This is a genomic window from Noviherbaspirillum autotrophicum (assembly GCF_000818395.1).
In the GTDB taxonomy this organism is placed as follows: domain Bacteria; phylum Pseudomonadota; class Gammaproteobacteria; order Burkholderiales; family Burkholderiaceae_D; genus Noviherbaspirillum; species Noviherbaspirillum autotrophicum.
Map to the genome: position 1 here is coordinate 842,778 of NZ_JWJG01000028.1, position 20,995 is coordinate 863,772.

Annotated in this window: 20 protein-coding genes and 2 tRNA genes; 12 read left to right on the plus strand and 10 right to left on the minus strand. The window is 59.4% G+C overall.

Going from position 1 to position 20,995, the window contains the following annotated elements; genetic code table 11:
- The first annotated feature begins 107 nt into the window (after positions 1–107).
- The 6 genes from petA (at position 108) to TSA66_RS05235 (ending at position 4,284) form a co-directional block, all read left to right on the plus strand.
- Positions 108–716 (plus strand): ubiquinol-cytochrome c reductase iron-sulfur subunit, encoded by a 609-nt coding sequence (petA, locus tag TSA66_RS05210; RefSeq protein WP_040039270.1) that lies wholly within the window; start codon positions 108–110, stop codon positions 714–716.
- Between the two features lie 2 nt (positions 717–718).
- The gene (locus TSA66_RS05215; RefSeq protein ID WP_040039271.1) at positions 719–2,125 is read left to right on the plus strand and encodes a cytochrome b; all 1,407 of its coding nucleotides are present in this window, start codon (positions 719–721) and stop codon (positions 2,123–2,125) included.
- A gap of 23 nt (positions 2,126–2,148) precedes the next feature.
- A complete protein-coding gene (locus TSA66_RS05220; RefSeq protein ID WP_040039272.1) occupies positions 2,149–2,913 on the plus strand; it encodes a cytochrome c1 in 765 nt (254 codons plus the stop codon).
- A gap of 93 nt (positions 2,914–3,006) precedes the next feature.
- Positions 3,007–3,618 (plus strand): glutathione S-transferase N-terminal domain-containing protein, encoded by a 612-nt coding sequence (locus TSA66_RS05225; RefSeq protein WP_040039273.1) that lies wholly within the window; start codon positions 3,007–3,009, stop codon positions 3,616–3,618.
- A gap of 81 nt (positions 3,619–3,699) precedes the next feature.
- Positions 3,700–4,182, plus strand: a complete 483-nt coding sequence (locus TSA66_RS05230; protein WP_040039274.1) for a ClpXP protease specificity-enhancing factor — start codon at positions 3,700–3,702, stop codon at positions 4,180–4,182.
- Between the two features lie 26 nt (positions 4,183–4,208).
- Positions 4,209–4,284: transfer RNA gene (locus TSA66_RS05235), tRNA-Thr, on the plus strand.
- Positions 4,285–4,367: 83 nt separating this feature from the next.
- Here the strand turns inward: TSA66_RS05235 and TSA66_RS05240 are convergent.
- From TSA66_RS05240 to TSA66_RS05275, 8 genes are all read right to left on the minus strand, one after another.
- Positions 4,368–4,952, minus strand: a complete 585-nt coding sequence (locus TSA66_RS05240) for a UbiX family flavin prenyltransferase (RefSeq protein ID WP_040039275.1) — start codon at positions 4,950–4,952, stop codon at positions 4,368–4,370.
- A gap of 35 nt (positions 4,953–4,987) precedes the next feature.
- Positions 4,988–5,299, minus strand: coding sequence for a Grx4 family monothiol glutaredoxin (gene grxD / locus TSA66_RS05245; RefSeq protein ID WP_040039276.1), 312 nt, complete (start codon positions 5,297–5,299; stop codon positions 4,988–4,990).
- A gap of 177 nt (positions 5,300–5,476) precedes the next feature.
- Entirely contained in the window at positions 5,477–7,822 is a 2,346-nt protein-coding gene (locus TSA66_RS05250) for a Tex family protein (protein ID WP_040039277.1), read from the minus strand.
- Between the two features lie 95 nt (positions 7,823–7,917).
- Positions 7,918–8,757 carry a peptide chain release factor N(5)-glutamine methyltransferase gene (gene prmC / locus TSA66_RS05255; RefSeq protein ID WP_232429408.1) on the minus strand — a complete coding sequence of 280 codons (840 nt, stop codon included), beginning with the start codon at positions 8,755–8,757 and terminating at the stop codon, positions 7,918–7,920.
- 26 nt (positions 8,758–8,783) lie between these two features.
- On the minus strand, positions 8,784–9,260 hold the full coding sequence (locus TSA66_RS05260; protein ID WP_040039278.1) for a disulfide bond formation protein B: 477 nt from the start codon (positions 9,258–9,260) through the stop codon (positions 8,784–8,786).
- 77 nt (positions 9,261–9,337) lie between these two features.
- Positions 9,338–10,420 carry a peptide chain release factor 1 gene (prfA, locus tag TSA66_RS05265; RefSeq protein ID WP_040039279.1) on the minus strand — a complete coding sequence of 361 codons (1,083 nt, stop codon included), beginning with the start codon at positions 10,418–10,420 and terminating at the stop codon, positions 9,338–9,340.
- A gap of 94 nt (positions 10,421–10,514) precedes the next feature.
- The gene (gene hemA, locus TSA66_RS05270) at positions 10,515–11,804 is read right to left on the minus strand and encodes a glutamyl-tRNA reductase (RefSeq protein WP_040039280.1); all 1,290 of its coding nucleotides are present in this window, start codon (positions 11,802–11,804) and stop codon (positions 10,515–10,517) included.
- A 146-nt stretch (positions 11,805–11,950) separates the two neighbouring features.
- The gene (locus tag TSA66_RS05275; RefSeq protein WP_040042216.1) at positions 11,951–12,637 is read right to left on the minus strand and encodes a response regulator transcription factor; all 687 of its coding nucleotides are present in this window, start codon (positions 12,635–12,637) and stop codon (positions 11,951–11,953) included.
- 105 nt (positions 12,638–12,742) lie between these two features.
- Between TSA66_RS05275 and TSA66_RS05280 the strand changes: the two genes are divergently transcribed.
- Positions 12,743–13,273, plus strand: coding sequence for a hypothetical protein (locus TSA66_RS05280; RefSeq protein ID WP_052452621.1), 531 nt, complete (start codon positions 12,743–12,745; stop codon positions 13,271–13,273).
- Positions 13,274–13,313: 40 nt separating this feature from the next.
- Here TSA66_RS05280 and TSA66_RS05285 read toward each other — a convergent pair whose 3' ends face one another.
- Positions 13,314–14,120: a hypothetical protein gene (locus TSA66_RS05285; RefSeq protein WP_040039282.1), complete on the minus strand. Its 807-nt coding sequence runs from the start codon at positions 14,118–14,120 to the stop codon at positions 13,314–13,316.
- Between the two features lie 165 nt (positions 14,121–14,285).
- Positions 14,286–14,361: transfer RNA gene (locus TSA66_RS05290), tRNA-Phe, on the minus strand.
- 115 nt (positions 14,362–14,476) lie between these two features.
- On the opposite strand from TSA66_RS05290, the gene TSA66_RS05295 reads away from it, so the two are divergent.
- The 5 genes from TSA66_RS05295 to TSA66_RS05315 all read left to right on the plus strand — a co-directional run bounded on the left by TSA66_RS05295 (position 14,477) and on the right by TSA66_RS05315 (position 20,995).
- On the plus strand, positions 14,477–15,664 hold the full coding sequence (locus TSA66_RS05295) for a UbiH/UbiF family hydroxylase (RefSeq protein ID WP_040039283.1): 1,188 nt from the start codon (positions 14,477–14,479) through the stop codon (positions 15,662–15,664).
- Between the two features lie 23 nt (positions 15,665–15,687).
- A complete protein-coding gene (locus tag TSA66_RS05300) occupies positions 15,688–16,410 on the plus strand; it encodes a DsbC family protein (protein WP_040039284.1) in 723 nt (240 codons plus the stop codon).
- A gap of 1,264 nt (positions 16,411–17,674) precedes the next feature.
- Positions 17,675–19,378, plus strand: a complete 1,704-nt coding sequence (gene ltrA / locus TSA66_RS05305; protein WP_040039285.1) for a group II intron reverse transcriptase/maturase — start codon at positions 17,675–17,677, stop codon at positions 19,376–19,378.
- A gap of 109 nt (positions 19,379–19,487) precedes the next feature.
- Complete coding sequence (gene acuI, locus TSA66_RS05310; RefSeq protein ID WP_040039286.1) at positions 19,488–20,477, plus strand: acrylyl-CoA reductase (NADPH); 990 nt, start codon at positions 19,488–19,490, stop codon at positions 20,475–20,477.
- A gap of 59 nt (positions 20,478–20,536) precedes the next feature.
- Entirely contained in the window at positions 20,537–20,995 is a 459-nt protein-coding gene (locus tag TSA66_RS05315) for a (2Fe-2S)-binding protein (RefSeq protein WP_040039287.1), read from the plus strand.

Genomic DNA, 20,995 nt, shown 5'->3' on the forward strand with positions numbered 1-20,995 from the left:
CGCAACGCATCAGGTATACGCTTTAAATCAAATGCGCCCCACGCTATAATCGAATGTTGCTGGTGGTTTCGACATATTCCGAATTTTGTTGACTGATTGGGGTTGGTATGAGTAACGAAAAGCAGGTCGATTCCGGTCGACGCGGCTTGCTCGCCGCTACATGCGCGGTGGGCGGTGTGGCCGGATTGGCTACGGCGGGGGCCTTTGTGTCCACCTTCCAGCCGTCCGAGCGAGCAAAGGCTGCAGGCGCGCCGGTAGAGGTGGATATCGCCGGCATGGCGCCGGGGGAAATGAAAACCGTGGAATGGCGCGGCAAGCCCGTGTGGATCCTGAAGCGCTCCCCGGAAATGGTCGAGTCGCTCAAGAAGACCGACGCCCAAGTGGCCGATCCCAAGTCCGAACGTAATAAAGATGACCTGACGCCCGAATACGCGCGCAACGAATACCGTTCCATCAAGCCGGAAATTCTGGTTGCAGTCGGTATCTGCTCGCATCTTGGCTGCTCGCCGTCTTCCAAATTCCAGGCAGGCGCACAGCCGTCACTGCCAGACGACTGGCAAGGCGGTTTCCTGTGCCCGTGCCATGGCTCGACCTTCGACTTGGCCGGTCGCGTGTTCAAGAACAAACCGGCTCCGGACAACCTGCAAGTGCCGCGCCATATGTACCTTAGCGAAACCAAGCTGGTCATCGGTAAAGACGAGAAAGGCGAGGCATAATCATTATGGCATTTCAAGAGAAACAGCTTCCCGCTGACGCGCCGGTTTCTGCCAAGGCGCTGAACTGGATCGATGCGCGCTTCCCGCTGACCTCGACCTGGAAGGCGCATCTGTCTGAATACTATGCGCCGAAAAACTTCAATTACTGGTACGCGTTCGGTTCGCTCGCGCTGCTGGTGCTGGTGATTCAGATCGTCAGCGGCATCTTCCTCGTGATGCATTACAAGCCGGATGCCAGCCTCGCGTTCAATTCAGTTGAATACATCATGCGCGATGTGCCATGGGGATGGCTGGTGCGCTACATGCATTCCACCGGCGCTTCTTCATTCTTCATCGTGGTCTACCTGCACATGCTGCGCGGCCTCTTGTACGGTTCCTACCGCAAGCCGCGCGAGCTGGTCTGGCTGTTTGGTGTCGCGATTTTCCTGTGCTTGATGGCGGAAGCCTTCATGGGCTATCTGCTGCCATGGGGCCAGATGTCGTACTGGGGCGCGCAGGTGATCGTGAACCTGTTCGGCGCGATCCCGTTCATCGGCCCGGACCTGTCGCTGTGGATTCGTGGTGACTACGTGGTGTCCGACGCAACGCTGAACCGCTTCTTCTCGTTCCACGTGATCGCCGTTCCGCTGGTGCTGATTGGCCTCGTCGTGGCGCACATCGTCGCGCTGCACGAAACCGGTTCCAATAACCCGGACGGCGTCGAGATCAAGGCAAAGACCGACGCTAACGGCATCCCGCTCGACGGTATCCCGTTCCATCCGTACTACTCGGTGCACGACGTATTCTGCGCGGCGGTGTTCCTGATCGTGTTTTTTGCAATTGTCTTCTTCGCACCGGAAATGGGTGGTTACTTCCTCGAAGCGAACAACTTCATCCCGGCAGATCCACTGAAGACCCCGCCGCATATCGCTCCGGTCTGGTATTTCACGCCGTTCTACTCGATCCTGCGCGCGACCACTTCGCAGTTCATGTATGCGCTGGAAATCGGTGTAGTGGCTTATCTGGCGCTGTTGCTGGTGAAGTCCAAGCTGAGCGGCAAGGTGAAACTGGGCGCGACGATTGTCGCGGCTGTTGCACTGGTTGGCATGTTCATTTTCGATGCCAAGTTCTGGGGTGTGGTGTTGATGGGTGTTTCCGTGATGATCCTCGGTGGTCTGCCATGGCTCGATCATTCCCCGGTCAAGTCGATTCGCTACCGTCCGAGCTGGCACAAGTATGTGTACCTCGTGTTCGGCATCGCGTTCGTGATCCTCGGTTATCTGGGCGTGTTGCCGCCGACCGAAGGTCGCACCCTGGTATCGCAGATTTGCACCTTCATCTACTTCGGCTTCTTCCTGCTGATGCCGTGGTGGAGCAAGATGGGCTCCTTCAAGCCAGTGCCTGACCGCGTCAACTATCATCCGCACTAAGCCGCAAAAGGGATAAGAGAATCATGACATTTCTGAAAAAACTGATTGCGGCTCTGGCGCTGGTGCCGGCGCTGGTGTTGGCGAGTGAGGGAGGCCCTTCGCTCGATCACGCACCGGACCGCACCAAGGATCTGGCAGCGCTGCAAAATGGCGCCAAGCTTTTCGTGAACTACTGCTTGAACTGCCATTCCGCCTCTGCGATGCGTTACAACCGGCTGAAGGATATCGGCCTGACCGAAGAGCAGATCAGGAACAACCTGCTCTTCGCTTCGGATAAGGTTGGTGATCTGATGAAGGTGGCGATGCAACCCAAAGACGCCAAGGTATGGTTTGGCGCGGCACCACCCGATCTGTCGGTCATCGCTCGTGCAAAGTCATCCGAAGCAGGGAGCGGCGCGGACTGGCTGTACACCTACCTGCGTACCTTCTACAAGGATGACTCCCGCCCGACCGGCTGGAACAACTTAGTGTTCCCGAACGTCGGCATGCCGCACGTGATGTGGGAATTGCAGGGCATCAATAGCGCCAAATTCGTCGAGGAAAAAGATCCGCACGAGGCAGGTAAAACCATTCACAAGTTCGAAGGATTCGAACAAGTGAAGCCGGGAAAGATGACAAAGACCGAGTACGACAATGCTGTTGCCGATCTGGTCGGTTATCTTGAATGGATGGGCGAGCCTGCGCAAAATACGCGCAAGCGGTTGGGTGTTTGGGTACTGTTGTACCTTGGCATCTTTGCTGTGCTCGCATGGCGCTTGAACGCTTCCTATTGGAAAGACGTTAAATAAAAAAGTATTGCTCGTCGTTCTCTTGAATGGCGGGCGTTTGTTTCGGGGTGAGCCGTATGACGTCTCACCCCCTTTGTTTCTAAGGAACTGCATATGATGGTTCTCTATTCGGGCACCACTTGCCCATTTTCGCAACGCTGCCGCTTAGTCCTGTTTGAAAAAGGCATGGACTTCGAGATCCGCGATGTTGATCTGTTCAACAAGCCGGAAGACATTTCGGTAATGAATCCGTATGGACAAGTACCGATCCTAGTCGAGCGCGACTTGATTCTGTATGAATCCAATATCATCAATGAATATATTGATGAGCGTTTTCCGCATCCGCAGTTGATGCCGGCTGATCCGCTCATGCGCGCCCGTGCGCGACTGATGCTCTTTAACTTCGAGAAAGAATTGTTTATCCATGTTCATACACTGGAAAACGATAAATCGAAGGGGGCAGAAAAGCTGCATGAAAAAGCTCGTGCAGAAATTCGTGATCGCCTGACGACATTGGCGCCCTTGTTCATGAAGAACAAGTACATGCTGGGCGACGAATTTTCGATGCTCGACGTGGCGATTGCCCCGCTGTTATGGCGCCTGGATCATTATGGAATCGAACTATCCAAGACTGCCGCGCCTCTGATGAAATATGCTGAGCGCATTTTCTCGCGTCCGGCGTATATTGAAGCGCTGACGCCGTCCGAAAAGGTTATGCGCCGATAATCGGCAGACTGTGTCCTGTATCCCCGCGTTGTCACGCAATGCATGGATACAGTGACGTCAACTCCATTCCGGCCAGAAATTATGTCTGAAATCTCGACCAAACCTTATTTGCTGCGCGCCATTTATGAATGGTGTACGGATAATGGGTACACACCTTATCTTGCAGCAATGGTGGATACCAATACGCGTGTGCCGCGCGAATTTGTAAAGAATGGGGAGATTGTTCTTAACATCAGCTTCACCGCCACAAGCGGCTTGAAGATGGAGAACGATTACATTAATTTCCATGCCCGCTTTGGTGGTGTCGCACGCGATATTTCGATCCCAGTAGAAAATGTGGTTGCCATCTACGCGCGCGAGAATGGCCAGGGAATGGCGTTTGAAGTTTCGCCGTTACCTGCAGGCGATGAATCCGAGGGGGGGAGTGGCGATGCGGCAAAAGGAGCTGCACTAGCCGCAGCTCCCTCCTCAGAGCAGGAAACGGCCTCATCAACGACCGACCCCGACGACCATGGCGGCCCGTCAAAAAAAGGCGGGCGACCAACGCTAACCCGGATCAAATAAAGTACAATACGGGTCGTTCAAGTTTTGCCGGCTTAGCTCATCTGGTAGAGCAGTTGATTTGTAATCATCAGGTGGCGGGTTCGAGTCCTGCAGCCGGCACCAATAAAAAAACCCGCGGTCTGATGATCGCGGGTTTTTTCTTTCTGATGCCGTAAAAGCGGCGCGTTAGCGGCAACAGCGCGGAATTAGTCTCCCGTCTTCATCCCGCTCCAGCGCGACGCCAGCACATGCGGGATATCGAACAGGTCCAGCACGCGCCCGACTGTGTGGTCGACCATTTCGGCAATGGTTTGCGGGCGCTGGTAGAAAGCGGGCAGCGGAGGAAAGACGATGCCGCCCATTTCAGTCACCGCTGTCATGTTGCGCAGGTGCGCCAAGTTCAGCGGCGTTTCGCGCACCATCAACACCAGGCGCCGTCGCTCCTTCAGAACGACATCCGCCGCGCGTGCGATCAGGTTGTCCGATAAGCCGTGCGCTACTGAAGCGAGCGTTTTCATCGAGCATGGCGCGATCACCATGCCTGCCGATTGAAACGAGCCGCTCGCTATCGCGGCGCCAATGTCGCGCACATTGTGCACCACCTCGGCCAGCGCTTCGACCTCTTTGCGGCCCATGTCCAGCTCTTGATGCAGGTTGAGCACGCCGGCGTCGGAGACCATCAGATGCGTTTCGACCTGACCCAGCTCGCGCAATACCTGCAGCAGGCGCACGCCGTACACCGAGCCGGTGGCGCCGGTAATGGCAACGATCAGCCGTTTCGCCGCGGGCATGGGATGCAAGAGGGCGGTGGCGAAATCGGGCTTGCTCAGGACTTCAGCAAGTTTTGCAGTTCGCCGGATTCGAACATCTCGCTCATGATGTCGGCGCCGCCGATGAATTCACCCTTCACATACAGCTGCGGAATGGTCGGCCAGTTGGAGAATTCCTTGATGCCCTGGCGGACTTCCGCGTCTTCCAGCACATTGACCGTGATGATGTTCTGTATGCCGCAGGCATTCAGAATCTGCACTGCGCGGCCGGAAAAACCGCATTGCGGAAACTGAGCCGTGCCTTTCATGAACAGCACCACCGGGTTCTGGCTTACGGTTTCTTTGATCCAATTTTGTACGTCGCTCATGGCGTTACCTCTAAAAGTTCACAACGCGTTCATTATAGGGAAAAGCGGGCAGGGGTGCCGCCCTCTGCTGCCAAATATTGCAGCCGAATGCATGTTAAAAAGGAAAGCGAAAGTCCATGAGGGGAAAGGTGCGGTCACCGGCACCGTTCCTCTCGAATGGCAAAAAACAAGTCCGCGCTAGCCCTTGAGTTTCGCAAACGCTGCTGCCATCGCGTTGTTCGCCGCCGGTTGGCGCGCTTGCTGCTGATGCTGCGTCATCCGGCGCGCATCGTTGCGATCAGCGCGCTGTTCGGGGCGAGCGCCTGCCGGCGGCGGCGTATCGGACAGGCGCATCGTGAGCGCGATGCGGCGACGCTTTTCATCGACTTCCAGCACCTTGACCTTGACCACCTGTCCGGCCTTGACGACGCTATGCGGGTCGCGCACGAAAGTGTTGGACAGCGCGGAAATATGCACCAGCCCATCCTGGTGCACCCCGATGTCGACAAACGCGCCGAAGGCGGCGACATTGGTGACCACGCCTTCCAGGATCATGTCCGGGCGCAGGTCCTTGATGTCTTCCACGCCTTCCTTGAAGGTCGCGGTCGTGAACTCCGGACGCGGATCGCGGCCCGGTTTTTCCAGTTCCTTGATGATGTCGGTGATGGTCGGCACGCCGAACCGGTCGTCAGCATATTTCGCCGGATTGAGCGACTTCAATGCCTTGCCGTCGCCAATCACGCTCTTCACATCCTTCTTGATGTCGGCCAGGATTTTTTCGACGACCGGATACGACTCCGGGTGCACGGCGGACGCATCGAGCGGATTGTCGCCATTCATGATGCGCAAAAAGCCGGCGGCCTGTTCGAACGTCTTGTCACCTAGGCGCGGCACCGCACGCAGCTCGGCGCGCGACTTGAACATGCCTTTCATGTCACGGTAGTTGATGATGCTTTGCGCCACGCTCGAACTCAGGCCCGACACGCGCGCCAGCAGCGGTGCGGAAGCGGTATTGACGTCGACGCCGACGGCATTCACGCAATCCTCGACCACCGCGTCGAGCGAGCGCGCCAGCTGCGTCTGGCCCACGTCGTGCTGGTACTGGCCGACGCCGATCGACTTCGGATCGATCTTCACCAGTTCGGCCAGCGGATCCTGCAGGCGTCGTGCGATCGATACCGCGCCGCGCAGCGACACGTCCAGCTCCGGCAGCTCGCGCGAGGCGTATTCGGAGGCGGAATAGACCGAGGCCCCGGCTTCCGACACGACGATCTTGGTGAGCTTGAGTTCCGGATGCTGCTTGATCAGGTCCTGCGCCAGCTTGTCCGTTTCGCGCGACGCTGTGCCGTTGCCAATCGAGATGAGGGCAACGTTATGCTTGGCCGCCAGCAGCGCCAGCGTATGGATCGATCCATGCCAGTCGTTGCGCGGCTGGTGCGGGTAGATCGTCGCGGTATCGACCACCTTGCCGGTTGCGTCCACCACCGCCACCTTGACGCCGGTACGCAGGCCAGGATCGAGGCCCATGGTGGCGCGCGGACCGGCGGGAGCCGCAAGCAGCAGGTCCTTCAAATTGCGCGCAAAGACATTGATCGCTTCGGCCTCGGCGCGCTCGCGCAGGCTTGTCATCAGCTCGGTTTCGAGGTGCATGAACACCTTCACGCGCCACGCCCAGCGCACCGTATCCGCCAGCCATTTGTCCGCCGGGCGGCCCCGATTGGCGATGCCGAAGCGCGCGGCGATGCGGCCTTCGCACGGATTGTGCGGCGCATCCCATTTCGGCTTTTCTTCTTCGCTGTCCAGGCGCAGCGATACCGTCAGCACTTCCTCGCGGCGGCCGCGGAACAGAGCGAGCGCGCGATGCGACGGAATGGTGCCGATAGTTTCCGAGTAATCGAAGTAGTCGGCGAACTTCGCGCCCGCATCTTCCTTGCCTTCCACGACCTTCGACTCGACCACGCCGTGCTCGGTCAGGAATTCGCGCAGGGCTTGCAGCAGCGTGGCGTCTTCGGCGAAGCGTTCCATCAGGATCTGGCGCGCGCCATCGAGCGCGGCCTTGGCGTCGGGTACGCCCGGATTGTCGCCGTTGGTGGTGGTGAAGGCTGGCTTCAGGTATTTGGCCGCTTCTTCCTCGGGATTGAGCGACGGGTTCGCCAGCAGCGCGTCGGCCAGCTCGGTAAGTCCTGCTTCGGCCGCGATCTGCGCCTTGGTGCGGCGCTTCGGCTTGTAAGGCAGATACAGGTCTTCCAGCCGGGTCTTGTCCTCGGCATGCACGATCGTATCGAGCAGTTCCGGCGTCATCTTGCCTTGTTCCTCGATCGACGCAATGATCGCGGCGCGCCGGTCTTCCAGCTCGCGCAGATAGCGCAGCCGCTCTTCCAGCAGGCGCAACTGGATATCGTCCAGTCCACCGGTGGCTTCCTTGCGGTAGCGCGCAATAAACGGCACCGTGGCGCCTTCATCCAGCAGGGCGACGGCGGCGGCGACTTGCGCCGGCTTGGCGGCAAGTTCAACGGCAAGGCGTTGTTCGATTGATGGCAGCATGAGAAATCGGAATGAAGAAAATCAAGCGGATGATGATACGCAATTTATGCGAAAGCGTCAGTCTTGACAGGGCTGAAAACGGTTGTGCGCGGGTGTTACCGGCGGCCGCCGCTGACGCGGTCGATTCCTGCCAGGTCTTTCCAGCTTTGTACTTCCTGAAAGCCTTGCGCCGCGAGCAGGTCGCGCACCGCAGGCGCCTGGTCGTAGCCATGCTCCATCAGCAGCCAGCCGCCGGGAGCCAGGTGATGCGGCGCGCCGCCAACGATTTGGCGCAGCGCCGACAACCCGTCCGCATGATCCGTGAGCGCGCCCACCGGCTCGAAACGCAAATCGCCTTGCGACAAATGCGGATCGCCCGCGACGATGTAGGGGGGATTGGAGACGATGATGTCGAACTGTCGGCTACTGACGGCGCCGTACCAATCGCTTTGCAGGAATTCGACATTCACGCCATGGCGTGCCGCGTTGCGCCGGGCGACGGCAAGCGCCGCGGCGCTGCTGTCGATCGCGCTGACTGCAGCGCCCGGCAGAGAATTGGCGATGGCGATGGCAATCGCGCCAGATCCGGTGCCCAGGTCGAGTACGCGTGCGCCGTTGGCGGCATTTTCAAGCGCCAACTCCACCAGCAATTCGGTCTCCGGGCGCGGGATCAGCACGTCCGGTGTGGTGTAGAGCATCAGACCGTAGAACTCGCGCTCGCCCACGATGTAGGCGATCGGCTCGCCGTCGAGCCGGCGCTGAAACAGCGCCGATGCCAGCGTGCATTCATCGGCGCCAAGCACGCGCTGCGATTGCGTAATGAGCTGCACGCGCGTCAGTCGCAGCGCGTGGCCCAGCAGGATGCGCGCGTCGAGTGCGGCAAGCGGCGCGCTGCGCAGCGCGTCGGCAATCGTGCTGCCGGGCGCAAGCATGAAGGAGCGGGACGGATGGGGCATCGTGTCCGTCATGATAAGGGGGCGATTCAGCGGCTTTGCCGCAGCGCTGCCCAGATCAGGACCAGCGCGAAGATTGAGAACCAGATCAGCGACCAGTTCGGCGTCTGCAGGCCGAGAATGGGGGCGTACTCGGTGCTGCACAGGCCGTCGGCCTTGAACACGTACGGCAGCAGCTCGGCGGTAGGAATCTTGTTCAGCGAGGTTTCCAGTGGATCGATGCCGCAGGAGACGCTGGGATGCGCTTTTACCCACAGGTGCCAGCTTGCCACGCCCACGCCGGACAGGGCGACCAGCGCGCCCAGCGCCGCGCCGAGGCGGGTCAAGGCGCGTGGCAGCGCCGCGAAAATGAAACACACCAGCGCCAGGCCGACAAAGATATAGCGCTGAATCACGCACAGCGGGCAGGGCAGCATGTTTTTGACATGCTGCAGGTAGAGCGCAAAGCCGACCAGCGAAAGCGCAATGATGCCGGCAGCCAGTAACACGGGTTTGGAGGTTTTCATTTTTTCCTGGTGGTGATGGAGCATGGCCTTGGAGTCAGTCCCGCAAGAAATAGTTCCCTTTTTGCAATGGCCGCAGCTTACGCCTCTTCGCCCAGCTGCGCCAGCAACTCGGCCTGGTGTTCCGCCACCAGCGCGCTGGTCAGTTCTTCCAGGTCGCCGTCCATGATGAAATCGAGCTTATACAACGTTAAATTGATGCGGTGATCGGTCATGCGCCCCTGCGGATAATTATAGGTGCGGATGCGTTCGCTGCGGTCGCCCGAGCCGATCAGCGACTTGCGTGTCGCCGCTTCCTTGGCCTGTTGCTCGCGCAGCTGCATGTCCTTGATGCGCGCGGCCAGCACTTTCAGGGCGGACGCCTTGTTCTTGTGCTGGCTGCGGTCGTCCTGGCATTCGACTACGAGGCCGGTCGGGATGTGGGTGATGCGCACTGCCGAGTCAGTCTTGTTGATGTGTTGGCCGCCCGCGCCGGAGGCGCGGAAGGTATCGATGCGGATATCGGCCGGATTGATGTCGACATCTTCGACTTCGTCTGCTTCGGGCATCACCGCCACCGTGCAGGCCGAGGTATGGATGCGGCCCTGGGTTTCGGTGGCCGGCACGCGTTGCACGCGGTGGCCGCCGGATTCGAACTTCAGTTTCGAATAGGCGCCGAAGCCGATGATGCGCACGATGACTTCCTTGTAGCCGCCGATTTCCGACGGCGACTCCGACACCATCTCGACCTGCCAGCGGTTGCGTTCGGCATAGCGGGTGTACATGCGCAACAGGTCGCCGGCGAACAGCGCCGCTTCGTCGCCGCCGGTGCCGGCGCGGATTTCGAGGTAGATGTTGCGCTCGTCGTTCGGGTCTTTTGGCAGCAGCATCTTTTGCAGGTCGAGTTCAAGCTGCTCGATGCGCGCCTTGGCATTCGTGATTTCTTCCTGCGCCAGTTCCTTCATGTCCGGGTCGTACAGCATGTCCTGCGCTGCCTTGATGTCTTCGCCGGCCTTCACGTAGTCCTGGTACAGGGCGACGAGCGGGCCGAGTTCCGCGTGTTCGCGCGTGAGCTTGCGATACTGCTCCATGTCGGCGGTAATGCCCTCCTGCATCAGCAGGTTATTCACTTCTTCCAGCCGTTCGGTAAGCTGGTCGAGTTTTGCAAGCATTGAAGGTTTCATATCGTTCCGAGGGGTGAGATCGTGGCGGGGTGAAGCGCGGCGTGGAACCGCCGCAACTGCCAGTGCCTCCGCTACGGGAAGCGTGAGAAGGGCGCTAGCGCTTGGTGCGGAACAGTTGCGGCAACAAGGCCGCGAGGCGCGCGCGTTCATCGCCTTGCGCATTGTGCAGGGCTTGTTGCGGACCGTGCAGGAACTTGGCGGTAAGGCCTTTCGACAGGGCGTCCAGCACGACGTCGATGTCTTCGCCTTTGGCGAGCAGTTTCTTTGCGCGTTCCAGTTCGGCCATGCGGATGGCCTCGCTGGTTTCGCGCAAGTCCTGGATCACCGGCACCACGGCGCGGCTGTCGATCCAGTGCATGAAGGATTGCACGCGTGTTTCGATGATCGCTTCGGCTTGCGCGACTGCCGCCTGGCGGTTTTCCAGGCCGGTCTGCACCGCCGCGCCCAAGTCGTCAACGGTGTACAAGAAGACGTCGTCAAGCCGGCCGACTTCCGATTCGATATCGCGCGGTACGGCGATGTCGACCATGAACATGGGCTTGTGGCGGCGCGCCTTGATGGCACGCTCGACCATGCCCAGGCCGATAATCGGCAGAGAAGATGCCGTGCAGGAGACCACGATGTCGTATTTCGCCAGCTGGTCCGGCAGCTCCGCCAGCCGGATTGCCTGGCCGTTGAAGCGATGGGCCAGCGCCTCGCCGCGCTCGAGCGTGCGGTTGGCGATGGTCAGTGTCTTCGGATTTTGCGCCGCGAAGTGGGTGGCGCACAGCTCGATCATTTCGCCCGCGCCGATGAACAGCACGTTCTGCTGCGAGATCTTGTCGAAAATGCGTTGCGACAGTCGCACGGCTGCCGCCGCCATCGACACGCTGTGCGCGCCGATTTCGGTCGTGGTGCGCACCTCTTTCGCGACGGCGAAGGTGCGCTGGAACATCTGGTGCAGATAAGTGCCCAGCCCGCCGGCGGCTTCCGCGTGACGCACCGCATCCTTCATCTGGCCGAGGATCTGTGGCTCGCCCAGCACCATGGAATCGAGGCCGGACGCGACGCGGAATGCGTGGCGCACCGCGTTTTCCTGCGGCAGCGTGTACAAATAAGGGCGCAGTTCTGCGTACGGCAGACTGTGATATTGCGCGAGGAAGTGCGCAGTGGAGTCGATTGCCGCCTCGACGCCGCCGGGAATATGGTTGGCGGCATACAATTCGGTGCGGTTGCAGGTCGATAGAATCGCAGCTTCATCGCTGGAGGCGCTGGAGGCGCCGCGGCTGAACCAGGCACGGGCCGACGCCACCGCTTGACCAATCTGGTCTGCGGGGAAGGCCACCTTTTCGCGCAGCGAAACAGGCGCAGTGGTGTGGTTGAGGCCAACGGCTAGGAGCTGCATTCGGATATCGATTTATTCCCGGATTTCAGCGCAATATTATACGCTTGTTGCTGAAAGGCATAAGCAGGGTGTTGCCATTGCCAAAACAGCATGACACGCATTTCCGCCTGCGTGCGAATGCTTCGAGTGTGTTCCGCGCAACAGGTTCACCTGGCCAATTGTTCCAGCCGATATCCGAAGCTGTAGACGGGGGCCAGCCGGAAGCCGTTTTCCGGACGCAAACCCAGCTTGTTGCGGATGCGGGATACATGCGTGTCCATGGTGCGTGATGGTACGTCGGCTTCGCGTGACCAGACGTTTTCCTGAATATAGGCGCGCGACAGCGGGCGTCCCAGATTGCGGAAAAACAGCAGTGCAAGTGCGAATTCTTTCTGCGTCACATCGAGCGGTACGTCGTTGAGCGCCAGGCGGCATGTGTTTGCATCGAATGCGAAGTTGCCGAAACGGACAGTCACATCAGCTTGCCGCTGCGGGTAGGCGCGCTTGAGCAATGTCTGCACGCGCATGACCAGTTCGCCGCGGCGCAGCGGCTTTACCTGATAATCGGTGGCGCCGGCGGCCAGCGCGGCGAGCAGACCGTCTTCATCGGCTCGCCCGACGAGCAGCAAGATCGGCAGGGCGGGGCGGCTGCCGTGTATTGCACGTACCACATCCGGCGTCGAGGAAGGATGCGCTTGCCAGTCGATGATCAGCAGATCTGCGTCCTCAGGCAGCACCGGGGCGAGCCCTTTCACGCCGCTGGCATGCAACGTACAGGCATGCCCTCCCGACGCCAGTGCCTGGTGTACCAGTTCTGCTTGCTCGGGGGTATTGTCAATGACAGCAATTCTCATGGTGCATTTCAATCCATAGGCGTGGCCGATTTTCGGCATATTATCGCCGCGCCGGCGCTACAATCGGTATTGTCTGAACAGTCACACTGCCTGGTGGCCATGAACATGAATCCGTTTAGTGCGTTTGGCAAGCGACCCCGAGATGACTGGACGTTGGTGCCGTCGACCGAGAAGGACATCGAGGCCGTGCGCACGAAGTGCCGGCGTCTCGTAACGCGGCGCGCAGCCGTGTCGGCCGGAGTGTCCGTGGTGCCGATTCCAGGGCTCGATCTCGCGACCGACCTCGGCCTGCTGGTTAACCTGATCGAGGAAATCAACGTCGAATTTGGACTCACGCCGGAGCAGATCGGGCGCCTGCAGCCGAAAAGCAGGGTGCTCGTGTACGAAGTTGTCGCCGGCATGGGGAGCGTACTGGTCGGAAAGTTGGTCACGCGCGAACTGGTCACGCACTTGCTCAAGCGCGCCGGCATGAAGGCGATGTTGAAGTACACCGCGAAGATCGTCCCGGTCGCCGGGCAGATCGCATCGGCCACGCTCGGTTTTGCCGCATTCCGTGTGATCGGCTATCAGCATGTGGATGCCTGCGTCAAGGTGGCGCGGGAACTGATGACGCTTGGCGTCAAGCAGTCTCATTGAACGGGCGAGAACGCTGGCCGGATGGCGGCCCGTTGCAGTGTCAGTTGAATTCCCGGTTGTCGCTTGCGTATGACGGGCAGCCGTCCTTTCCCCATTTGCCGTTGCAGGCTTGCCACTTGCACTGTTCGCGCCGGAAGAAGTTGCCCATTTCCTGGCATTGCGCATAGCGGTCCGGTGCGCCGGTTGACTGGCTTAGTGCCACGCTGTTTTGCGCGAGGAGCGGCTGCTCTTCAAGCGACTTCTTCTGGGACTTTGCGAGAGTGGTCGCCGGTTTTTTCTTTGCGCCGTCCGCCATCAGTTGCCGCGTATGCACCTGAGCTAGCTTCTTGTCCATCGCCGGCTTGCTCGCCGTAGTGTCGGCGTGATTCGAGTGTTTGGCGGCGATCTTCGTTTTGCGTGGTGGCGCATTTTTTTCGACTGCGGCGCTGCTCGCGCCGGACTCCGGCATGGCGGCAAGCAATGGGACAGCTGCCGCAGCCTGCCCCACTTGCACGGCATGCCGATTGGACTTGAGCGCGCCGAGCGAGAGAACGACAACCGCAGTCAGGCAAATGCTGATGAGAACGGCCTTGGCGGCGCTGGGGAGGCCATGTTTCGTCGCCTGAGCCGTTTTTGTCGCGCTGGGTCGCGCGATGAGTGTCAAGGCGCTTGACTGGCCACTGTCCTGCTCGGCCGAGTTTTCCTGCCTGCCGGCGACGACTGCGGGCAGGTGGCAAGCAACTGCGTCGTGCGCATCGCTGGCCTGCGCCTCCGGCGCATGTTCCTCGTGATGCGGCTGCGCCGCATTCCGGGAATGCTCCGACGGATGCCGTCGCTCCTGTTTCCTTGCTCTTTTGGATTGCGCCATGATGCTTCCTTGACAGTGCACTTGCCTATAACAAGGCTATGACGTGACGCAAGGCAACTTAGTTCCACGCAGGAAATAATGCAGGCCAGAAGTGGGATGGCTGCGGCGCAAGGAAGGAGTGATTCGAAAAGAAAAAGGGCCTAGCCGAAGCTAAGCCCTTAATTCTGGTGGCCTGGGGCGGAATCGAACCACCGACACAAGGATTTTCAATCCTCTGCTCTACCAACTGAGCTACCGGGCCAAGACGCGCAAGTATAGCAAGCCTGTTGAAATATGCAAGTCCTGCATGCAATCAAATAAACCATAACCGCTATAATGGCCTGAACCGTCCGCTTTCCCCACAGGGTTTCCGCTTTATGCAATTTCAAAGCAATATTTGCGTTATTGGCAATGGCGCCGTCGGCAAGGCCGCCGCGCTGGCTTTTGCTCAGGCAGGACTGAGCGTTACCTTGCTCAGCCCCGCCGCTGCACCGTCTGATGCGCAGGCATCATGGGACGTGCGTGTCTATGCACTCAACCACACCGCGCACGATTTGCTCACGTCGCTCAGGGTCTGGGATGCGCTCGATGCCGCCCGGGTGGCACCGGTCGATGCCATGGACATCAAGGGTGACGGCGCACAAGCCGGGCAGCTGGGATTCGATGCCTACGGCGCGCGTACCGGGGCGTTGGCGTGGATCGTGGAAGACCGGAACTTGAATGCCGCCATGGACGCGGCGCTCAAGTTCGCGCCCAACATGCGCGTGGTCGCCGGTCGCGCGGTGGGCCTTGAGGCCGATGCGCAGATGGCCAGGGTCCGGCTCGACAACGGCGATGTGATCGAAGCATCGCTTGTCGTGGGCGCCGATGGCGCGCAGTCTTGGGTGCGTGGCCAGTGCGATATCGGCATCGATTACCGCTCCTACGGGCAGCGCGGCGTCGTCAGCAATTTCGAATGCGACAAGCCGCATCACGGCGTCGCTTATCAATGGTTCACGTCTTCCGATGGCATCATTGCGCTGCTGCCATTGCCAGGGCAGCGGGTTTCCCTGGTCTGGTCGGCGCCGGAGCCGCTGGCCGACACGCTGCTGCGCGAGCCGCTCGCGCATTTGGCGCAGCGTCTGTCGGATTTGCCGGGGCATCAGCTGGGCCAGCTGCGCCCGCTGCAGCCGGAGCTGGTCAAGGCTTTTCCGCTGACGCTGCTGCGCACGCATTCGCTGATCGCGCCGCGCGTGGCGCTGGTGGGCGATGCCGCCCATGTGGTGCATCCGCTGGCCGGGCATGGGATGAACCTCGGTTTTGGCGACGTGGCGGGATTGGTCAAGGCCGTGACCGAGCGCGAGGCGCATCGCGATTGCGGTGACGAACGGGTGCTGGGGCGTTATGCGCGTGCGCGCAAGGAAGACATCCTGCTGATGCAATTGGCAACGGACGGCCTGGAGCGCTTGTTCTCCATCGATTTCGAGCCATTGCGCGTTGCGCGTAATATAGGCTTGAACTTGGTAAATAAATTACCGGTCATAAAGCGGCACTTGATTTCCCAGGCACTGGGACGCCGGCTATAACACTCCAGGAAAGAATGACAGACATGAATAAACCGATCAGATTTTTGGCATCCGCGCTGCTGGCGATGGTTGCGGCAACAGCCCTGGCCGACACGGCACAGGACGCGGCGATCAAGAAAGCGATCGAGCCGCGCCTGGGCGAGGACGTCAAGATTGATTCCATTACCAAGACCCCGTATGCCGGCTTGTATGAGCTGCGCATCGGCGGCGACATCCTGTACACCGACGCCAAGGGCGAGTACCTGTTCGTCGGCCGCGTGATCGATACCAGGACCATGGCCGACCAGACCAAGGCCCGCCTTGACGAAATCAACAAGATCAAGTTTTCCGACCTGCCGCTCGACTCGGCCATCAAGACCGTGAAAGGCAATGGCAAGCGCGTCATTGCGGTATTCGAAGATCCCAACTGTGGCTATTGCAAGCGTTTCCGCCATACGCTTGCCGATATGGACAACGTGACGGTCTACACTTTCATGTACAACATCCTGTCCCCGGATTCGGCAGTCAAGTCGCGCGATATCTGGTGTTCGTCCGACCGGTCGAAGGCGTGGGATGAATGGATGTTGAAAGGCAAGGCATCCGCCAGCGCGCCAGCCAATTGCACCGCGCCCAACGACAAGATTCTGGCACTCGGCCAGAAATTGAAGGTGACTGGCACGCCGACCATTTTCTTTACGGACGGCACGCGCATCCCTGGCGCAATCGATGCCAAGGCGCTCGAAGCGAAGTTCGCATCGGTCAAGTAAGCCGTTCCTTTCACGCATGCAATGACGCGCCCTCTGCAAAGGCGGCGCGTCATTTTCATATCAAGACGTCATGTTTCGCCGCGAACTATAATCGAAGCTCCTGTGCGACATCGTGTCGCGCTCAATCGGGTGACATCGAGTCACCCGGAGAGGACGCCTGCTCCCCTCTCTAAAAACTAGGCCTTTCGAGAGTGACTAACTCCTTGAATTTTAAGGGGATAGTCACTGGCTGGCCAAGCTTGTCCTGTACTGCCAGCCAAAGAAGGTATGACCTTCATGGGTCCAAGTGAAGGTTGTGCATCCCGTAAGGTGGCAGCAATGCCACCGGGATGATAGGGGTGTCCGCTTGGGATTTGGTTTCAAAAAGGGCGGAAAATGTAGCGCAAAGGCGACTGGGCGTTTTTCTCATACCTGAGGAAAATCAACCTTTCGTCAGATTCCATCTTACCGGATGGGAAGACGCTTTCGCCGTGAACCCGCACGGCAAAGTACTCTTGGATCTTACCTGCAATTGAGCGCAAAGCTCTGCCATACCTTGTCGTGTCCGAGTTATCTCGAAGTTGGGATATCAGGTGCCACGACCAAATGTACGACCATTCGTAGCCTACCCAAGCATGCGTCGCTGGTAACAGCGGGGTGTGAAGCCTTGGGGACAATGTACTCACGCGAAAGCGTTATCGATTTCATGTGAATGATTCGATAGACACTGCCAGCAGCAAGGTGGTCGAGAGGCTAGGCTAATGCCGCATGGGTAACGTAACGTGAACTGATGTGTGAACCCTCGTAACGATTGACAGGCCCAAGCTGCTGCCGGCCTGAACCAAAAGGTGTGTGGTTGGTTATTCCCGTAGGAGTTGGGAATACGTCGTCATTAAACCACCGGGGGAAAGTCAGACCCTAAACGGTTAGTCGCGTCGCAGTTGGGCGCGTCGGTATAGCAGGGAACGTGGTAAGCCCGATAGTTCGCCCCACCTCGCCAGTCGATGGCGAGAGGGCAAGCAACCCGCAAGGGAAGCTGTCGATCTAGCGGGTAGAGGATGATGGAAAAAGCAAATGCCGGTCTGTAATGGCCCGGATAGGGATTTGCAGGTTTGTCCTGACCTGAAAGGGTGCCCACTTCCATCTGGTGTAACAGTCGTAAGCAGCTGCATCGACTCAGTACTTTGAAGTAGCAGTCCTTAGTTCAACCGCCCCGAAGGGACGCTGTTTCTCCCTTCGGGGGGAGCATGCGTCCTCGGCGGGCATCAACTATCCGAGGTTCAGCATGAGAGTAACTGATCGAAGTGAGGTCGGTTCTGCGTCCTCGCGCGCTCCGGAAGACTGGATGTCCATCAACTGGCGCCTAGTCCAAAAGAACGTGAGAGTCTTGCAGCACCGTCTAGCGAAGGCGACACAGGAAGGCAACTGGCGCCGGGTGAAAGCCCTGCAACGGATGCTGACCCGCTCGTTTAGCGCGAAAGCACTGGCTGTCAAACGAGTGACCGAGAATCAAGGCAAACGGACGGCGGGAGTCGACCGCGAGCTGTGGGACACACCGCAGCAGAAGTTCGCTGCGATTGCCCGGTTGAAGAAGCATCGGTACCGTCCCCTGCCATTACGGAGGGTGCGGATTCCAAAATCGAATGGCAAGGAACGCCCTTTGGGCATTCCGACCATGCGTGACAGAGCCATGCAAGCGCTGCATCTGCTGGCACTCGATCCGGTACTGGAATCGGTGAGCGATCCGAACTCGTACGGGTTCAGGAAAAACCGCTGCACTGCCGATGCGATGGCCCAGATATTCGTGAAGATGTCCCGGAAAGTTTCGGCAGTATGGGTATTGGATGCGGATATCGAAGGTTTTTTCGACAATCTGAACCATCAATGGCTGGTCCACCATGTATGCATGGACAAATCGATCCTCCGGAAATGGCTGAAGTCCGGTGTGGTAGACCGGGGGCAGTTGGTAGCTACCACGGCAGGAACGCCTCAAGGCGGGATCGCAAGTCCCGCTCTGGCGAATTGGGCGCTGAATGGCTTGGAAACGGGACTCATCAAGCATCTTGATGCAAAGTGGGGGCCGACCAATGCCAAGAAACTGAAAGTGGGTGTGATACGGTATGCAGATGATTTCGTTGTAACCGGCGCTTCACAAGAGCTGCTGGAAACCGAGATCAGGTCATGGGTAGATGCTTTTCTCGCCGAGCGGGGATTACGTCTATCGGCTGCCAAGACGCGGATCGTGCACATTGACCAAGGCTTCGATTTTCTGGGGTGGCATTTCCGGAAGTATTCGGAGAAGCTGCTGATCAAACCGAGTCAGAAAAACGTGCGAACGTTTTATGATAAGGTCAAGAAAGTCATCGGTGACCATTTGATGGTAAAGCAGGAGGATCTGATTCGCCTGCTGAACCCGATGCTACGGGGTTGGGCGCACTATCACAGCCCGGTAGTTGCCAAGGAGACGTTCTCGCGCTTGGAGTGGCTGATTCAATGGCGACTCTGGCGCTGGGCGAAACGCAGGCATCCAAAGAAGAGTGCTGACTGGATTCGCAGGAAATATTGGCAGCCAGTTGGGGATCGGAAATGGGTGTTTGCAGCGACCGTGAAAATAGCGGATGGCAGTAAAAGCACGGTGGAGTTGTACTCGCTATCGAGCACACCCATCGAGCGACACAGGAAGGTCAAAGGGGATTACCACCCTTACGATCAGCAATGGGAAATGTACGGTGAAACTCTCCGGCAGGAACGTATGCTTAACAAGATGCGCTACCGGACGGAATGGGCAAAACTGTACGTCGACCAACGCGGCTTGTGTGCCTTATGTGGGCACGAGATGGACATGGACACAGGTTGGCATGACCACCATATTGAATATCGTATGGAGGGCGGCTCCGATGCTCTTGGAAATCGCGTACTTCTGCATCCGACTTGTCACGTGCGGGTCCACAACCTTGATTTGAAAGTTGTTAAACCGGCTTTTGTATAAGAGCTTTTGTTATGCCTGAGCCGTGTGCGGTGAAAGTCGCACGCACGGTTCTAAGGGGGGAGGGGTTCCGGTAACGGGCCCTTCCTACCCAACTTTCTGGAGGTCTTCCATGTTCACTGCGATTCTGCTCAATAAAAAAGACGACGGCACGACCGATGCAAGACTGGCCCAGCTCGACGACGCGCAGCTGCCGCCGGAAGGCGACGTCACCGTCCGCATCGACTATTCCACCATCAATTACAAGGATGCGCTGGCCATTACGGGCAAGTCGCCGGTGGTGCGCAAGTGGCCGATGGTGCCGGGCATCGACGGCGCGGGCGCGGTGATCGCATCGTCGCATCCCGACTGGAAGGCCGGCGACACATTCGTGCTCAATGGCTGGGGTGTCGGCGAAGCGCACATGGGCTGCCTCGGACAGCGTGCGCGCCTGAAGGGGGATTGGCTGATTCCACTGCCGCAAGGCATGTCGCCCCGAAGCGCGATGGCCATCGGCACCGCCGGGTACACCGCGATGCTGTGCGCGATGGCACTGCAGGAGCAGGGCGTAACGCGAGAGGCAGGCGACATTCTCGTGACCGGCGCATCGGGTGGCGTGGGCAGCATTGCGATCGCCATTCTGGCGCGCCGCGGCTACCGCGTCGTGGCGTCCACCGGCAAGCCGGAAGAAGTGGATTATCTGAAGGCGCTCGGCGCCGCCGACGTGATCGACCGGGCCGAGCTGTCCTCGCCCGGCAAGCCGCTGCAAAAGGAGCGCTGGGCCGGCGCGGTCGACGCGGTCGGCTCGCATACGCTGGCCAATGCGCTGGCGCAGACCCGGTATGGCGGCACGGTGGCCGCATGCGGGCTGGCGCAGGGCATGGACCTGCCGGCCTCGGTCGCGCCGTTCATCCTGCGCGGCGTGAAGCTGATCGGCATCGACAGCGTAATGGCACCGAAGCAAAGGCGGCTGGCCGCATGGCAGAACCTGGCGGCCGAACTCGATGCTGTTGCGTTGGACAAGATCACCCAGGAAATCGCGCTCACCGACGCCGTCGCCAAGGCGCAAGATCTGTTGGCCGGACGGGTGCGCGGGCGACTGGTCGTCGACGTCAATCGCTGATTTAAAATCGTGAACAAAAAGGCGCAGATGACGCCCCAACCCGACAGGAGGAGACAGACATGGTGACACTTCACATCAATGGCAAGGACGTGCAGGTCGACGTCGATCCGGCCACGCCGCTGCTATGGGCGCTGCGCGACAACCTGAACATGACGGGCACCAAGTTCGGCTGCGGCGCGACATTGTGCGGCGCCTGCACCGTGCACATCAACGGCGAGCCCGTCCGCTCGTGCACTACGCCGATATCTGCCGCCGCCGGGCAAAAGATCACCACCATCGAGGCGATCGAGGACGACAAGGTGGGCAAGGCGGTGCAGCAGGCCTGGATCAGGCACGATGTGCCGCAGTGCGGTTATTGCCAGAGCGGACAGGTGATGAGCGCCACCGCGCTGCTCAAGGCCCGGAAAAACCCGACCGATGCCGACATCGACGCCGCCATGAGCGGCAATCTCTGCCGCTGCGGGACGTACCAACGCATCCGCGCAGCGATCAAGGACGCAGCGCAAAGCCTGGCCTGA

Bases quoted from the DNA above. Each gene is read 5' to 3' on its own strand.
- TSA66_RS05220 (WP_040039272.1), top strand. From the start codon at position 2,149: ATGACATTTCTGAAAAAACTGATTGCGGCTCTGGCGCTGGTGCCGGCG.
- prmC (WP_232429408.1), bottom strand. From the start codon at position 8,757: ATGCCCCATCCGTCCCGCTCCTTCATGCTTGCGCCCGGCAGCACGATT.
- TSA66_RS05225 (WP_040039273.1), top strand. From the start codon at position 3,007: ATGATGGTTCTCTATTCGGGCACCACTTGCCCATTTTCGCAACGCTGC.
- TSA66_RS05275 (WP_040042216.1), bottom strand. From the start codon at position 12,637: ATGAGAATTGCTGTCATTGACAATACCCCCGAGCAAGCAGAACTGGTA.
- prfA (WP_040039279.1), bottom strand. From the start codon at position 10,420: ATGAAACCTTCAATGCTTGCAAAACTCGACCAGCTTACCGAACGGCTG.
- TSA66_RS05285 (WP_040039282.1), bottom strand. From the start codon at position 14,120: ATGGCGCAATCCAAAAGAGCAAGGAAACAGGAGCGACGGCATCCGTCG.
- ltrA (WP_040039285.1), top strand. From the start codon at position 17,675: ATGAGAGTAACTGATCGAAGTGAGGTCGGTTCTGCGTCCTCGCGCGCT.
- TSA66_RS05295 (WP_040039283.1), top strand. From the start codon at position 14,477: ATGCAATTTCAAAGCAATATTTGCGTTATTGGCAATGGCGCCGTCGGC.
- acuI (WP_040039286.1), top strand. From the start codon at position 19,488: ATGTTCACTGCGATTCTGCTCAATAAAAAAGACGACGGCACGACCGAT.
- TSA66_RS05240 (WP_040039275.1), bottom strand. From the start codon at position 4,952: ATGCCCGCGGCGAAACGGCTGATCGTTGCCATTACCGGCGCCACCGGC.
- TSA66_RS05280 (WP_052452621.1), top strand. From the start codon at position 12,743: ATGAATCCGTTTAGTGCGTTTGGCAAGCGACCCCGAGATGACTGGACG.
- TSA66_RS05250 (WP_040039277.1), bottom strand. From the start codon at position 7,822: ATGCTGCCATCAATCGAACAACGCCTTGCCGTTGAACTTGCCGCCAAG.
- TSA66_RS05230 (WP_040039274.1), top strand. From the start codon at position 3,700: ATGTCTGAAATCTCGACCAAACCTTATTTGCTGCGCGCCATTTATGAA.
- hemA (WP_040039280.1), bottom strand. From the start codon at position 11,804: ATGCAGCTCCTAGCCGTTGGCCTCAACCACACCACTGCGCCTGTTTCG.
- TSA66_RS05315 (WP_040039287.1), top strand. From the start codon at position 20,537: ATGGTGACACTTCACATCAATGGCAAGGACGTGCAGGTCGACGTCGAT.
- grxD (WP_040039276.1), bottom strand. From the start codon at position 5,299: ATGAGCGACGTACAAAATTGGATCAAAGAAACCGTAAGCCAGAACCCG.
- TSA66_RS05300 (WP_040039284.1), top strand. From the start codon at position 15,688: ATGAATAAACCGATCAGATTTTTGGCATCCGCGCTGCTGGCGATGGTT.
- TSA66_RS05260 (WP_040039278.1), bottom strand. From the start codon at position 9,260: ATGAAAACCTCCAAACCCGTGTTACTGGCTGCCGGCATCATTGCGCTT.
- petA (WP_040039270.1), top strand. From the start codon at position 108: ATGAGTAACGAAAAGCAGGTCGATTCCGGTCGACGCGGCTTGCTCGCC.